Raw genomic sequence first — 14,571 nt, 5'->3', positions numbered from 1 at the left:
GAACCCTGTCATCGGGTTCGGGCGTTTTCTTTCCGCTCAGCCGATGGCGGAGCGCAGTGTGGCGGCTGCGGATTCGGGTGTGATGTCGCGCTGGGGTGAGCCCAGCAGCTCAAAGCCCACCATGAATTTGCGTACCGTTGCAGAGCGCAGCAGCGGCGGGTAGAAGTGCGCGTGCAACTGCCACTCGGGATGTTGCTCGCCATCGCAGGGCGCGCCGTGGAAGCCCATGGAGTAGGGGAAGGGCGTGTCGAAGACGCGGTTGTAACCAGCGGTGACCTGTTGCAGCATGTCTGCGAGGGACTCGCGTTGCGACTCAGTGAGTGCGGCCATGGTGCCGACGGCTTCGCGCGGCAGCAGCAGTGTTTCAAACGGCCACACAGCCCAGAAGGGAACCACGGCGACCCAGCCTGCGTTCTCTGCGACGATGCGTTCGCGTTGCTGCAGCTCGGTGCGGAGATAGGCCTGCAGCAGAGGTTCGCCGTGTTGTGCGAAGTAGGCAGCCTGAGCGCGGGTTTCTGCTGCGGGTTCGTTGGGGATGTGTTCGGTGGCCCAGATCTGGCCGTGTGGATGCGGGTTGCTGGCACCCATCATGGCGCCACGGTTCTCGAAGATCTGCACGTAGCTGATCTCGGGGCGCGCGGCGAGTTCGGCTTCCTGTTGTGCCCAGACGTCGACCACGCTGCGGATTGCGGGGACGTCCATGGTGGCGAGCGTGAGGTCGTGGCGCGGGCTGAAGCAGAGGACGCGGCAGATGCCGCGCTCAGTTTCGGCGCGGAGAAGGCCTTCGATGTCTTCGTTGATCTTTGGTGCGTCGGGCTTCAGAGCCGCGTAATCATTGGTGAAAACGAAGGTCCCGTCGTACGTGGGCGTGTGCTCGCCGCCGGCGCGTGCGTTGCCGGGGCAGAGGTAGCATGCGGGATCGTACTGTGGGATTGCGGCGGTTGCGATGTCTTCGGTCTGGCCTTGCCATGGGCGCTGGGTGCGGTGCGGGGAGACTAGAACCCATTCCGCTTTGAGCGGATTCCATCGGCGGTGCGGTGCCTGCAGCAGTGTTTCGTTCACTAGGAGTTCTCCAACTGCGCGAGCGCGCCGTCCGATGGGGTGCAGATATAGGTCTCGGGAGTGATGCCGAAGCGGTCGCGATAGGCGGCGGCGAGCGCGTTTTGAAACGACTCAGTCGCTGCGGTCTCCACAAGGTTGACGGTGCAGCCTCCGAAGCCGCCGCCGGTGAGCCGGGCACCATAGCAGCCGGGCAGAGTGACAGCCGCTGCGGCGAGAAAATCGATCTCAGGGACGCTGTCCTGGAAGTCGTCGCGCTGGCTTGCGTGGGAGCGGTTCATCGCGTCGCCGAGGGCGGTCGCGTCGCCGCGCTTCATGGCTTCGGCGGCTTCGCGGACGCGTGCGTTCTCGGTGATGACGTGCTTGCAGCGCAGGTAGGACTCGGCGGGGATGGACGTGCGGCAGGCTTCGAGTTGATGCATAGTGGCGTCGCCGAGGTCGCGGACGTCGGGATAGGCTTCGCGGATGGCAGTCTGGCCGATCTCGAGTTCGCGGCGGCGGGTGCCGTAGTCTCCGTTGGCGATGGAGTGTTTGACCATGGAGTTGGCGACGACGATGCTGCAGCCGGCGAGAGCGCCGGAGTTCATGGGCAGGTGTTCGAAGGATAGGTCACGTGTGTTGAGGAGGAGCGCGTGACCTGCGATGGCGGCGGTGACGACGAACTGGTCCATGATGCCGCAGGGCGAGCCGACATAGCGATTTTCCGCGCGCTGGCAGAGCAGAGCGATCTGCTTCTCTGTCAGCGATTTGCCGATGTGGCAGAGCAGAGCGACGGTGGTCGCGACTTCAATGGAAGCGGAGGAGCTGAGACCCGCGCCAAGTGGCACGTTGCCGTCCAGTTGCAAAGAGAACGGAGGCACATCAAAGCCCAGGGCGAGCACCTCGCGCAGGACGCCGACTGGATAGTCGCTCCAGTTGCCGGTCTTTGGAGCGTCGTCGCCTGCGAAGGTCTCGTGCGCGCCGTCGAAGGCGGTTGAGGTGAAGGTGTAGCCGGAATGCGCCGCATGCACGAGCGCCGTGGTGGCGAAGGGGATAGCCATGGGGAGGACGAGTCCGCCGGTGTAATCGGTGTGTTCACCCAGCAGATTGACTCGTCCTGGTGCGGTGAACCGTTTCGTGCAATGTGCTACAGATTCCAAAGGTCCCACCTTCTCTTCCTGAAGAGGATATCGCGGGGTGGCGTCACTCCGCGTGCCGTTACTGTTGCCGGCTGGGGTATGCTTCTCCGCGTTGAAGAATCTGGCCTCTGGAGTACGCTCAATGCGTCGTCTTGCACTCTCGTTGATTGGCCTACTGGCACTGTTGCCGCTTGCGAGCGCGCAGACCTCCGCTGCAAAACCAATGCTTGCCGCGACGCCTCCGATGGGCTGGAATAGCTGGAACTGGTTCGCGGGTAAGGTGACGCAGGACGATGTGAAGCAGGCAGCGGACCTGGTGGTTTCCACCGGCATGCGTGATGCGGGGTACGTGTACATCAACATTGATGACACGTGGCAGGGAAAGCGTGATGCGAGCGGCGTACTGCATCCCAACGAGAAGTTCCCGGATATGAAGGGCCTCGCCGACTACGTCCACAGCAAGGGACTTAAACTTGGCATCTACAGCAGCCCGGGTGATCTAACCTGCGCAAAGTTCGAAGGCAGCCTGGGCCATGAGCAGCAGGACGCCGACCTGTATGCGTCCTGGGGCATCGACTACCTGAAGTACGACCTGTGCGGATTTCGTACCAAGCTGGATGCGGAGGCGCCGGGCGACAAGCTGAAGCAGAACGTGATGATGCGCGATGCCTACGTGAAAATGCACCAGGCTCTGCTGAAGACAGGCCGTCCGATCGTCTACAGCCTTTGCCAGTATGGCTTCGATTCCGTGTGGCAGTGGGGGCCGGAGGTGGGCGGCAACCTGTGGCGCACGACGGGCGATGTGAGGGATAACTTCCCAAGCATCGCGCTGATTGCGGAGACGAACGTTGGGCTGGGCAAGTATGCGGGGCCGGGGCACTGGAACGATCCAGACATGCTGGAGGTCGGCAACGGCAAGCTGACGATGGACGAAAACCGCACGCACATGGGTATGTGGGCGATGCTGGCCGCGCCACTGCTGGCGGGAAACAACCTGACGAAGCTGACGCCGGAGGTTACGGGCGTGCTCACGAATCGCGAGGTGGTGGCGATCGATCAGGACTCACTGGGGAAGCAGGCGGAACGTGTGTACCAGGAGGGGCCGGTGCAGATCTGGTCGCGTCCGCTGGCGGATGGTGGACGTGCTTTGGCCGTGATCAATTTTGGTGAGGACACGACGTTTCTGCGCGGGATTCCGCTTCACCTGAAAGAGGCCGGAGTTACGAGTGGAATGAAGGCTCGTGATGTCTGGGCGGCGAAGGATCTTGGAGCGATCAAGGATGACTACAAGGTCGCGTTGAAGCGGCATGAGATGTTGCTGCTTCGGTTCTCGAAGTAATTGGGCGTCTCGGTATTTTGTGCAGGAGCGCGGTCGCGCTCCTGCGCGATAACCCACCCTTTCGCGATGAAGCCGCGAAAGAATGGGGCACCCGGTTTTGTGATGAGCCGGGTGCTTCGTCGTCTTAATTTGGGGTGGGAGTTCCTATGTGGTCGATGATCATAACGTCCACGGATGCCTTGACGGGTTCGAACTTCAAACCCAGTTGTTCCTTCATTGCCGTCGACATCACCGGTGGCGCGTCTACACCGGTGCTGGGTGCTTCGCCGTAGGAATAGGTCAGCGCAAAATCGTAACGCGCTGTGAGGCCTGTCTGATCTACGAGCGGTCGATCCATAAAGAGCTGCTTGATCAGAAGGAAGTCTGCCATGGTGCTGCTGCGGTAATTTTCCGTGCGAACCCAGTCATGGCCGTCCGTCCATTCCATAGGTTGTGCCTTAGGATCTGCCGCAACCTGCATCATGGGCCGTTGCTTGATTACCTGTAGGGCGTAGACCGGTAGTTCCCGCTTCTCTTTATGAAATTTCAGGCCGAAGCGTTCTACGAGAAGCTGACGAATGATCTGTTGTTCCTGAGGGATTGTTGCGTCTTCCAGCAGGCTGGTGGTGCCGCTCATGTCCCAGTGATCGTGCTCGACCCAGGTGGGGGCGCCCGCGATCTGGTGCAGGTTCAACGCGTAGGCGAACGAGATCATTTTGAGTAAGGGTTGGTCTTCGAGTTCAAAGCGATTCTTCGCAAACCGGAAGTTGTTGTGCATCACGGCGGGTGGGTGCGGTCTTATGACCGCTACTTCGATGGAGACGTCTCCCGGCGATTGTGCCTTGGCCGTCAACGCGGTGAAAAGAACCGCGGCGGCGACAGTCAGTGTTCGGTGGAAGCAGCAGTTGGGCATCCTGTCACCTTTGTCGCGGATCTTGCTGATGGTACGCGGGTGATGTTGAGGATGTTTCGGGGGAAGTGCGGTCGCGCTTCGCGCGATAACCCACCCTTTCGCGATGAAGCCGCGAAAGAATGGGGCACCCGGTTTTGCCATCTGCCCGTGGTCTCGCTGCGTGCTCTAGTGCGAGTGGCCTGCGTGGGCGTGGGCTTCCATGGTGCAGAAGACGGTTTGTGCGTGGGCCATTTTGCAGAGGCCGTTTTCTTCTGGCTGGATGGTGGCGTGCTCGATGCCGAAGTCGTCGTGGAGCATCTTGTCGATCTTTGCGACGATGGCTGTCGTTTCCAGCAGGGTGAATTCGGCGGGCAGGGCGACGTGGCAGCTTAGGAGGTTGCGGCCTTCTCCGACGGTCCATACGTGGACGTCGTGCACGCCGCAGACGGGTTCGATGCCGCCGATGCGGGCGGCCATCTCTTCTACGTCGAGTCCCTTGGGGGCTTTCTCCATGAGTACGTCGCTGGCGTCGCGCACGATGCCGATGGCGGACCAGAAGATGAAGACGGCGATCATGAGCGAGACGATGGGGTCGGCGTAGAGCCAGCCGGTGTAGTGCACGATGACGCCGGCGAGGACGACCGCGACGGCGGAGAGCGCATCGCCTGCCATGTGGATGAAGGCTGCGCGGCTGTTGAGGCTGTGCTTCGCGTCCCCGGCGAGTGCGAGTGCGATGACCGTGTTCATGAGCACGGAGATGCAGGCGACGCCAATCATGAGGTTGCCGGTGATGGGCTCGGGATGGCGGAAGCGCCCGATCGCTTCGATTGCGATCCAGATAGCGATGACGACGAGCGTGCTGGAGTTGAAGAGCGCGGTCAGCGTGGAGATACGAATGTAGCCGTAGGTATGGCGACCGGCTGCGGGCTTTTTGATGGCCGCGACGGCGTAGGCGGCCAGGCCGAGTGCGACGGCGTCGCTCATGTTGTGGCCTGCGTCGGAGAGCAGTGCCAGCGAGTGCGAGAAGAGTCCCGCAATCGCTTCGCCAGCGCAGAAGGCCAACGTGACGACCAGCGAGATCCACATGCGCTTACCGCTGGTGGGCCCGTGGACGTGTGCTCCGTGCCCGCTGTGATCGTGATCGTGCGCCATGCTTCTCCTACGCTCGTAGCTCTTTCAGGGTAGCGCCTGGGGAGGAATCACGGTAGGTTTACCCAGGGTTCCGCCTGTTATGACACAATCTGCTCTATCCCACGATCAAGGCTCGCAGAGGTTTGATGACATATCGCGGTACCTGGACTGTGGTCCACGGCATGTTGTTTGGCGGCTTCTTCCTGCTGGCCGCTTATGCCATGGTGATTGAACTGTTTCGTGCTTGGCATGGTTCGGTCGCGGCCCCGATGTCAGAACGCGGACGGCGGCTTGAGTCGATGTATCTCGCGCTGACAGCACTGCTTGGCTGGCTGGCCGTGTTTTCCGGAACCTACATCGTCTACCCCTGGTATCGTGCGGCTTTGCCCGCCGGGGCTGACCTGCATGCGTATCCTCGGTCGCTGCTGCTGGCATCGGCGCAGACGGCGGGGTTGCACTCCCTTGGCATGGAGTGGAAGGAGCATGTGGCGTTTCTGGCTCCGATTGCATTCACGATGTTGGCGTGGGTATTTGCGCGCTATCCGAGCGAGATCCGACGGCATCCGGAGGTGCGGCGGACGCTGCTTGGCTTTGGGCTGGCGGCTTTGCTTGCCACAGCCGTGCCCGCTGTTGTGGGCGCCTTCCTGAACAAGGCGGCGCCAACCGAGGGGACGCGCGTGATGGACACTCCCCATGCTGTAGCGCGCCTGGAGGTTCGTTGATGCGATCTGTTGAGGAGCCTGGCCTGGGCGGCGTGGCTGCGGCGATGGTGGCTGCAGGTGCAGGATCGGCCGCGATGGGAGTGTTCTACGTCCTGGGCGGGATGAAGTCCGCCTACTTCAACCTGTACAAGCCTGCCGGTGCGCTGTCAGGCGTGAGCACAGCGGCGATTGTTGTGTGGCTGGTCGTGTGGGCCGTGCTGGCGAAGCGCTGGAAAGTGCGGCATATCGGCATGGGAACAGCCAGCGCTGTGGCGCTGGGCCTGCTGGTGTTGGGTTTGCTGCTGACCTACCCGCCGGTGGAGCGGCTGTTCTGAGAGTGGTTCCTCCTGCCCGGGATGTTCGCGAGCAAGGAGGAACGGATGGTTGATCAGTCGCCGCGGCGGAGGCGGTTGAGGCCGTTGAAGGCGGCTACTTTGTAGCACTCGGCGAGTGTTGGGTAGTTGAAGACGGTCTCGACGAAGTAGTCGATGTTTCCGCCGAGCGCCATGACGGCCTGGCCGATGTGGAGTAGCTCGCTGGCGCCTTCGCCGATGATGTGGACGCCGAGGATCGACTTGTTCTCACGATGGAAGATGAGCTTCAAGCGGCCTGTCGTATCGCCGCGAATCTGGCCGCGGGCGATCTCGCGGTAGTAGGCGACGCCGACCTCGTAGGGTACGTCCTCTTCGGTGAGCTGCTCTTCGGTTTTGCCGAGGAAGCTGATCTCCGGGATGGTCCAGATGCCGTAAGGATAGAAGCTGGGGTTGGAGAGAATGCTCTCATCGCCAAAGGCGCGTGCGGCGGAGATGCGGCCCTGCTCCATGGAGACGGATGCGAGCGACGGGAAGCCGATGACGTCACCGACGGCAAAAACCGAGGCACACTTGGTCCGGTAGTCCTTGTCGACGGGGATGCGGCCACGCGCGTCAGAGTCGACGCCGATGTTGCCGAGCTGCAGTTCGTCGACGTTGCCCTGGCGGCCTACGGCGTAGAGCAGCGCGTCGCCCTGGACCTTCTTCTTGCTCTCGAGGAGTGCGGTGACGGTGCCGTCTTCGTTCTCGACGACGGACTCTACCTCTTCGTTGAGGCGCATGGTGACGCGGCTGTCGCGCAGGTGATAGCTGAGGGCTTCGACGATCTCCTGATCGGCGAACTCGAGCAGGCGCGGACGGCGCTCAATGAGTGTGCAGCGGACGCCGAGTGCGGCGAACATGCAGGTGTACTCGACGCCGATGACGCCGCCGCCAACGATGATCATCGTCTTCGGCAGTTGCTTGAGATCGAGGACGAGGTCGCTGTTGATGATGGTGGTGCCGTTGATGGGCACCTTGTCGCTGGCTGCCGGCTTGGTGCCGGTGGCGATGATGATGTTCTTCGACTCGTAGACGTTGTCGCCACGCGAGTTGGTGACTTTGAGGTGGGTCGCGTCGACGAACGATGCGGTACCCGTGAACATGTCGATGTTGTTGCGGGAGAGCTGGGCTTCGGTGACGTCGATCTCGGTCTTGATGACGTGCTGCACACGGAAGGCGAGATCCGCCATGGTGATGCGCTCTTTGACGCGGTAGTTCATGCCGTAGATCGAGCGGTAGTTGTAGCCGCTGAGGTGAAGAACGGCTTCACGCATGGTCTTAGAAGGAATGGTTCCGGTGTTGATGCAGGCGCCGCCGACGACTTCGCGCATCTCGATGAGGGCTACACGTTTGCCCAGCTTGGCGCCGTAGATAGCGGCGCGTTGTCCCGCGGGTCCGGAACCGATGACGATCAGGTCGTACACATTGCCCGTTGGTGCACTGCTCATGGCGATGGCGGCTTTCCTCTGGTTGGCAGGACGCGGCGCGCTTTGCTCTGCGGTTCGTGGTGCATGTAAGGCCGGTTGAGATGCCGCCGTTGCGCGGTTTCTGCCGGGTTTCGGACTTCAGGCTACCACAGCAGCATGAGCAGTTCTGTGAAGCGCGGCGCACGCGCGAACGCGATGCATCACCTAATTAACTAGGATACGCTTCTGCAGTTTGCGGCGCTTCTGTGCGTCTACACTTGGGGTCAAGTTTGTTGCCGCTGCGAAGTTGTTGCAGCTGCGGACAGCAAAATTGACTACAAGAGACCAGGAGATCAGACGCGTGCAGGAGTTTCGTCGTGAGTTTCTACGCATGGCCGGGCTGAGCGTTGCCGGCGGCGCTGTTGCGCTGGGGCAGCCGGTGGTGGCGCAGTCGGCTCGCAGGGGTGCTGTGGCGACTGCGGCGCATGAGGTGTACTTCAATGTGCGGTCGTTTGGTGCGACGGGCGATGGTGTGACGATCGACTCGCCTGCGGTGAATCGGGCGATTGAGGCTGCGGCTGGTGCTGGTGGCGGGACGGTGGTGTTTCCGGCTGGCGTGTATGCGTGCTTCTCGGTGCGGTTGCGGAGCAATGTGGCTCTGTTCCTGCAGCAGGGCGCGACGATCCTGGCTGCTCCGGTTGCTCGGGAGGGCGTTGCGAGCGGCGGTTATGACGCTGCGGAGCCGCAGAATCCGGCGATCGAGGCTTATCAGGATTATGGGCACAATCACTGGCAAAACTCGCTGATCTGGGGCGAGGATCTGCATGATGTTGGGATCTTTGGACCGGGATTGATCTGGGGGAAGAACCTGAGTCGTGGGCATGACAACGATGCGGATCTGCCGTTAAGCGGGAAGCCTGGCGTTGCGAACAAGGCGATTGCGCTGAAGAACTGTCGGAATGTGATTCTGAGCGACTTCTCGATGCTGCAGGCGGGGTGGTTTGCGGTGCTGGCGACGGGCGTCGACAACCTTACGATCGACAATCTGAAGATCGATACGAATCGCGATGGCATCGATGTGGACTGCTGCCGGAACGTGCGGATCAGCAACTGCACGGTGAACTCGCCGTGGGACGACGGGATCTGTCCGAAGAGCAGCTTCGCGCTGGGGTATGCGCGACCGACGGAGAACGTTACGATCTCGGGCTGCTTTGTGACGGGTGGCTACCAGCTTGGGTCGGTGCTGGATGGGACTTGGAAGCGGCATGTGAATCCGGTGCGGTTCTTTGGGCACGGCCGCATCAAGTGCGGGACCGAGTCGAATGGTGGCTTCCTGAACATCACCGTTAGCAACTGCATCTTTGAGCACTGTCGTGGCTTCGCGCTGGAGACGGCTGATGGCGCTCGGCTGGAAGACGTTACCTTCAGCAACATCACGATGCGCGGCGTGCGCGGCGCGCCGCTGTTTCTGCGGCTGCAGTCGCGGATGCGTGGGCCGAAGGAGATTCCTGTCGGAACGTTGAAGCGCGTGCTGATGAGCAACATTACGAGTCATGACGCGGACCCGATGCCGAGCATCCTTGCTGGCATTCCGGGGCATGCGCTGGAAGACATCAAGCTGAGTGACAGCTACTTTCATGCGGCGGCGCTGAGCAGCGTGGGCTCGTCCGCGGTGGTGAAGATGGACGCGGCGGACAAAGGCTTCGCATCGAGCGGCTTCGGACAGGCTGGGCCGGCGGCAATGGGTCCGGACGGCCTGCCACAGGAGCTGCCGCAGGGCTATCCGGAGCCGAACATGTTCGGTGATGTTCCGGCGAGCGGGCTGTATGCCCGGCATGTACGCGGGCTGGAGCTGAGCAACGTGGAGTTTGCTACGGCTGCGGCGGATGAAGGACCGAAGCCACGACCAGCGATGCTGGTGGTGGACTGCGAGGGCGTCGATCTGTTCCGGTTGCGGCTGCCGCAGCGGGCCCGGACCGGGCAGTTCCGGCTGCACCATGTGCGTGACTTCCGGCTGTTTGGCTGCCAGTTCTATGCGGACCAGCAGGTGGAGAGTGTTGACGACCGCGTTGTCTGAGCTCGCTGCATGCAAGTTCCAAGCAAAACCGCTGCCGTGGCCTGGCAGCGGTTTCGCTTTTTGGGTGGGAAGGGTGGGGGGTACCCTCCCCCTGTTTGGCGTAAATATTACTTTCTAAAGCAGTTGACGATTCCCGAATCGGCAAAAATTTGATTCGAAACGGGTTACACGCAAAAATTAGATTCTAAAGGACTTAGCCGCCAGGCCCGGGCGCAGCGAATGCCCCGGGACGGGGCGTGAGATACGCTATCTCAATTGTAGCGATTTCGAGGAATTAACCCGCCAAGTTTATCTCTCGTGTTTTGTTGGAGATGGGTGGTTTGGGGGCTTGACAGGTTTTCGCTCGGCTCGCCGGGGGCTACTGCTTCACGGCGATGGCGGAGATCTCAATCTTCGCGTCGCCGATGAGGCCTGCGACCTTGACGGTGGCGCGTGCGGGCTTGGGGTTGGGCATGAGCTTTTTGTAGACCTCGTTCATGCGTGGGACGTCGTTGAGGTCCGTGATGTAGACGGTGACGTTGACAAGGTCGGACATCTTGAAGCCGGACTTCTCGACGAGCCGCTGGATGGCGGCGATGGTGTTGGCGGTCTGGTCCTCGATGGAGAGGCCTTCAAGCTTGCCCTTGCCGGGGCCGCTGGTGGCCGGTCCCTGCTGGCCGGCGACGTAGAGTGTCTTGCCGGCGACGACGGCGTCCGAGAAGGGCATCTGGGGGTTGAAGTCGATGGCCTTGTTCGCCTGGGCGTGGGAGGCGAAGGGGGCGGCGAGCAGGAGGGCGAGAGCGATGCGGGTGACGTGTTTGGTCATGGGGAATTGTTGCATCTTCGGTGTTGTTAGGCCTGTCATTCTTGTCTGCAGGAGATGGGGAGAAGGGAGTAACAGGCTCGGAAACGCCATGCGCACGGCGACACAGCAGAGGTGCATCACACCTGATGCATCATTTCCATAGGGAGCGCTAGAAAAGCATGCCGTTACACAAATCAGAGTCAGCTTTTACTCTCGATACACTGCAGCGCATATTCAGTTTCGAATCGGAAGCGAGCGACCGCTTGATCTCCCGAGAAAACACTCACTTGGAATTTAAAGAGAGCTTCAACATGGGTAGTGCCGATGACTACGCAAAGACTGCTGCGGCTTTCGCTAATACGCAAGGCGGCTACTTAGTGTTCGGAGTCAAAGACCAGCCTCGACAAGTGATCGGCTTGAAGTCGAGCCATTTCGATTCATTGGATGCGGGCAAGTTGACTCTTGCACTCAATGAGCGATTCTCACCCGAGATCGATTGGGAGATGCTCGTTTGGGAAGCGCGAGGCCGCAAAGTAGGCTTGCTGTACTTCGCCCAGGCAGGCGAAAAACCGGTAGTTTGCACAAGAAGCGGTGGAAGCATACAACAAGGCGCGATTTACTATAGGTACCGCGGGAGAAGCGAAGCAATCAGATACCCTGAGCTTCGAAAAATGCTCAATGACGAGAAGCAGAAAGAACGTGACCTCTGGCTTAGACAGTTAAGGAAGATGTCCTCAGTGGGTATAGGAAAGGTTGGGATCCTCGACTTGGTTTCGGGGGAAGTGAGCGGTGCCCAAGGCAAATTTTTTATTTCGGAAGAACTGTTGCCTCGGTTGCAATTTTTGCAAGCAGGCAGATTTGTAGAGCAGGACGGTGCACCAGCTCTACGACTACTGGGCGACTTGCACGCGTCTGAAGGCCCCGTTCTGCACTCCACGATCAAGGTTCCGACCTCAATTAGAGAACCCGAAATCCTCGAGGCGTTCCTGAGGCGCGAGCCGGTACTTTCCCCGCCTGACTACATCAGAGCTATCTGCTCAGAATCGTCCCCATACCAGCCTCTATACTTCTTCATCCAACAGACAAGCGAATCTATTAGTGACACAGTCGCCGCGATCCAAGCGTTCCAGGTGCGCGGTCATACAAGAAACAAAATCATCGCCCGACTAAACTCAGCACACGAAGTCGTCAGAATCGGAACCATGACCGGAAGTGGGCAGCCTGCTGCCAAACGACGGGAATTGCTGATGAAGCTTCACAATAAGACTTTAACGACGACAGATATGGAGGAGGAAAAGATCCGCTTCCTTGAAGCTCTCACGCATGCAGAATTCAACGAAGTGAACGTAGACTACGTGTTTGAACTGCTGCTTGCTCACGTTCTCCCTACGGTGGCGAGCATGAGCGGGAATATGATGACCACGTTTCGAAAGGCTCTATGCCATCTCGACATCGAGACCTTCAAGGGCAAGGTCATTTGACTTGCGGTCTCTTGGGAGCCTCAGGCTTGGCCTTTGCGGATTTCAGAGCTGGTTACGAATTCCATGAAGTCGGGGACCGAACCGACAAGGGTCACTTCCACAATCGGCTTGCTTAGCCTGCCGGCCTGGAAGGCAGTAATCGGCATGAAGGTCTGGATGCCGCGTCGCAGCGGCCGATACAACGTAGCGCCCGAATTTAGTGTCGAGACGACTATTTCAGAGAAGTGTTTCTCTGCGAATGAGGCCGTATCGATCGTGAGCACAAGCTGATCCTGGCTTCGGTACGCTCTGGCAGCAAGCAATCTGTCGACTCTGTCCCGGCTGGCCCACATGAATACCCGACTATTCAAAGACAGATACCATTCTCGTACGGTCATGCCGTCAAGGCACTGCTCAAGCGCCGCATCCCGCATTGGCCTCTGGTCGCGCAGATAAAATACTCCATGTTTCGGATGCGTTAGTTTAGTCATCTGAGGTCGCCTCTCGGACCGCAAGCGCTCTTTCTCAGTTGCATCCATTTCGAAAAGATCCAAAATCGCATCCGTGCTTAGTAAGCCCAGCGTGTCCAGGGTTGGCTGGGCCTGAGAAGTGGCCATGTGGTACAGACGCGGATAAGCTTTGACAAATTCTTCTTTAGTCACCAATTTCTCCGGTCGATGATGCTTCGAAAATTAAACCTAGTGGAAATCAGGGAAACCGGGGCCCCGGTGACGTTTTCTACTTCCTCAGCGAACTTGATAGTGGCATCGGTCAGTTGTTCAAATCTTCTGGCATCCGTATTTTTGCGGTCCAGATAGTCAGCGAAGGTGAGGGCGATGTCGGTGGGCCCGTTCAGAAGAGCCGCTCTTCTTAGCTGAACCCAGTCGAATTCAGACACTCTCCTTTGGCGGCCGGTGGTCGAGGTTTTTTCGGCGGCGGTCAATTCTTCCTCGGAATACCCCGACCTTTTAGCAACTTCACTCCAACTCAATTCCTTACCCAACGGTCCGGACGTCCCTTCAGTGCCGTTCTGAACGCGGATGGGATAAGTTCTACAGGTCATCACAATTTTACGTACACGTTTTGGAGAGATGCCAGCTTCAGAGACGCAAGCGGAAGCGCTCGTATCGCGGCTCGTCACGTTCGGATATGAGCCATGGTAAAGGCTCAGACCTGCGCCCTGTGTTCCTTCAATAAGTATGCGATCACCGTGCAGATATGCGTTCTCTAGCAGGCGGTTTGTATCTTGTATAAATGGCTTCAAAGCGGCAACATCTCGTGCAAGCAGCGCTGGTTCACTGCGGCCCATAATCCTTCTCGCCGCAGCTGCGCCCACGCCTTGACCGGTAGAGCCGATTCTTTTCACTAATAGCTCTTCTGCGCGAATGTCTTCTCTAGAAATAATCATCACCCGCGGGTCGATGGAAAGACGTTCGGGGGTCACGCCGCAATCCGCTATTTCTTTAAGAAGAGCTTCCGGATTAATGATCGCACCCGGGGCAATCATTAATTGAGCTGTCGTTGAACGGGTCCCGCATGGAAGTTGATGGTGGGTGTACACACTCGGGGTCTCGTAGACCTTGTGGCCCGCATTCGGCCCTCCGCCGCGTATGAGGAGTTGGTACTCCCTCGCTAGGAATGAAGCAATATGCCCTTTCCCTTCGCTGCCGAACTGACCACCGACAAGCAAATCTACACTTGGCGCGTGATCTCGCGATAGTAGTTTGAGATACGTCGCGACGCGAACAACTACGTCGCCAGGGTTACAACGGGATGTGTTCACTACTGCATCGGCCCGCGCAGCTAGATGATGAACTGCTCGCTCGGTTTCGCATAGTTGGGACTCAGCATATGAGGCAGCCTCCTCGAAGGTGACACTGCGCTCAAGAAAACGCATCTCAAGGTCCTCGATGTCGGCTGTCATGTGAAGATGGAAGACCGCAAGACCGTACTGCTTTCTCAAGAAGTCAATCTGTGCCTGAATACGAACAGAATCGACGCAAATGAAGTCAGCAGGTTCCCGCCGAAAGAGTTCGTGCACGGCGTTGGCCACCCATTGGCCGCCATCGCGAAGGTCTAAAGCCTCGCCGAAAGCCTGATATTCTTCTCGGCTGTGAATGGTCTTGAAGCTATGTTGAGCTTCTAGATCGAGCAACTCGCGCGTCTTTACAATTCGTGCGCCGAATCGGGTGGCGAGTGATTTCGTTAGTGTGCTTTTACCAACTCCAATAGGACCTGAAAGGACAACAAGGCGTGTCGCCATGCAACTCCC

13 protein-coding genes are annotated in these 14,571 nt (G+C 59.3%); 5 read left to right on the top strand and 8 right to left on the bottom strand.

Annotated features, from left to right (window positions below; all coding sequences use genetic code 11):
• Positions 1-36 precede the first annotated feature (36 nt).
• Together TERRO_RS21180 and galK are read right to left on the bottom strand one after the other, a co-directional pair.
• The gene (locus TERRO_RS21180) at positions 37-1,062 is read right to left on the bottom strand and encodes a UDP-glucose--hexose-1-phosphate uridylyltransferase (protein ID WP_014787762.1); all 1,026 of its coding nucleotides are present in this window, start codon (positions 1,060-1,062) and stop codon (positions 37-39) included.
• Entirely contained in the window at positions 1,062-2,207 is a 1,146-nt protein-coding gene (gene galK, locus TERRO_RS21175) for a galactokinase (protein WP_014787761.1), read from the bottom strand. The genes TERRO_RS21180 and galK overlap by 1 nt, the downstream gene beginning before the upstream one ends.
• Positions 2,208-2,319: 112 nt before the next feature.
• On the opposite strand from galK, the gene TERRO_RS21170 reads away from it, so the two are divergent.
• The gene (locus TERRO_RS21170; protein WP_014787760.1) at positions 2,320-3,516 is read left to right on the top strand and encodes a glycoside hydrolase family 27 protein; all 1,197 of its coding nucleotides are present in this window, start codon (positions 2,320-2,322) and stop codon (positions 3,514-3,516) included.
• 124 nt (positions 3,517-3,640) lie between these two features.
• On the opposite strand, the gene TERRO_RS21165 is transcribed toward TERRO_RS21170, so the two are convergent.
• Together TERRO_RS21165 and TERRO_RS21160 are read right to left on the bottom strand one after the other, a co-directional pair.
• Positions 3,641-4,408 (bottom strand): TIGR03435 family protein, encoded by a 768-nt coding sequence (locus TERRO_RS21165; RefSeq protein ID WP_014787759.1) that lies wholly within the window; start codon positions 4,406-4,408, stop codon positions 3,641-3,643.
• 165 nt (positions 4,409-4,573) lie between these two features.
• On the bottom strand, positions 4,574-5,539 hold the full coding sequence (locus TERRO_RS21160; RefSeq protein WP_014787758.1) for a cation diffusion facilitator family transporter: 966 nt from the start codon (positions 5,537-5,539) through the stop codon (positions 4,574-4,576).
• A gap of 125 nt (positions 5,540-5,664) precedes the next feature.
• Here TERRO_RS21160 and TERRO_RS21155 point away from each other — a divergent pair, with 125 nt between their 5' ends.
• Together TERRO_RS21155 and TERRO_RS21150 are read left to right on the top strand one after the other, a co-directional pair.
• Complete coding sequence (locus TERRO_RS21155) at positions 5,665-6,240, top strand: hypothetical protein (RefSeq protein WP_014787757.1); 576 nt, start codon at positions 5,665-5,667, stop codon at positions 6,238-6,240.
• The gene (locus TERRO_RS21150) at positions 6,240-6,554 is read left to right on the top strand and encodes a hypothetical protein (protein WP_014787756.1); all 315 of its coding nucleotides are present in this window, start codon (positions 6,240-6,242) and stop codon (positions 6,552-6,554) included. Before TERRO_RS21155 ends, TERRO_RS21150 begins: the two co-directional genes overlap by 1 nt.
• A gap of 53 nt (positions 6,555-6,607) precedes the next feature.
• On the opposite strand, the gene sthA is transcribed toward TERRO_RS21150, so the two are convergent.
• A complete protein-coding gene (gene sthA, locus TERRO_RS21145) occupies positions 6,608-8,020 on the bottom strand; it encodes a Si-specific NAD(P)(+) transhydrogenase (protein ID WP_014787755.1) in 1,413 nt (470 codons plus the stop codon).
• A 319-nt stretch (positions 8,021-8,339) separates the two neighbouring features.
• Between sthA and TERRO_RS21140 the strand changes: the two genes are divergently transcribed.
• Entirely contained in the window at positions 8,340-10,055 is a 1,716-nt protein-coding gene (locus tag TERRO_RS21140) for a rhamnogalacturonidase (RefSeq protein WP_014787754.1), read from the top strand.
• Between the two features lie 358 nt (positions 10,056-10,413).
• Here TERRO_RS21140 and TERRO_RS21135 read toward each other — a convergent pair whose 3' ends face one another.
• Positions 10,414-10,875, bottom strand: coding sequence for a RidA family protein (locus TERRO_RS21135; protein ID WP_081490733.1), 462 nt, complete (start codon positions 10,873-10,875; stop codon positions 10,414-10,416).
• A gap of 143 nt (positions 10,876-11,018) precedes the next feature.
• Between TERRO_RS21135 and TERRO_RS22515 the strand changes: the two genes are divergently transcribed.
• Entirely contained in the window at positions 11,019-12,320 is a 1,302-nt protein-coding gene (locus TERRO_RS22515; protein ID WP_014787752.1) for an ATP-binding protein, read from the top strand.
• Positions 12,321-12,340: 20 nt separating this feature from the next.
• Here the strand turns inward: TERRO_RS22515 and TERRO_RS21125 are convergent, their stop codons facing one another.
• Together TERRO_RS21125 and TERRO_RS21120 are read right to left on the bottom strand one after the other, a co-directional pair.
• On the bottom strand, positions 12,341-12,961 hold the full coding sequence (locus TERRO_RS21125; protein ID WP_014787751.1) for a DUF7002 family protein: 621 nt from the start codon (positions 12,959-12,961) through the stop codon (positions 12,341-12,343).
• Entirely contained in the window at positions 12,958-14,562 is a 1,605-nt protein-coding gene (locus TERRO_RS21120) for an adenylosuccinate synthetase (protein ID WP_041592764.1), read from the bottom strand. The genes TERRO_RS21125 and TERRO_RS21120 overlap by 4 nt, the downstream gene beginning before the upstream one ends.
• Positions 14,563-14,571 lie beyond the last annotated feature (9 nt).

The organism is Terriglobus roseus DSM 18391 (genome assembly GCF_000265425.1).
In the GTDB taxonomy this organism is placed as follows: domain Bacteria; phylum Acidobacteriota; class Terriglobia; order Terriglobales; family Acidobacteriaceae; genus Terriglobus; species Terriglobus roseus.
This window is presented reverse-complemented; position numbering and strand designations above follow the sequence as displayed.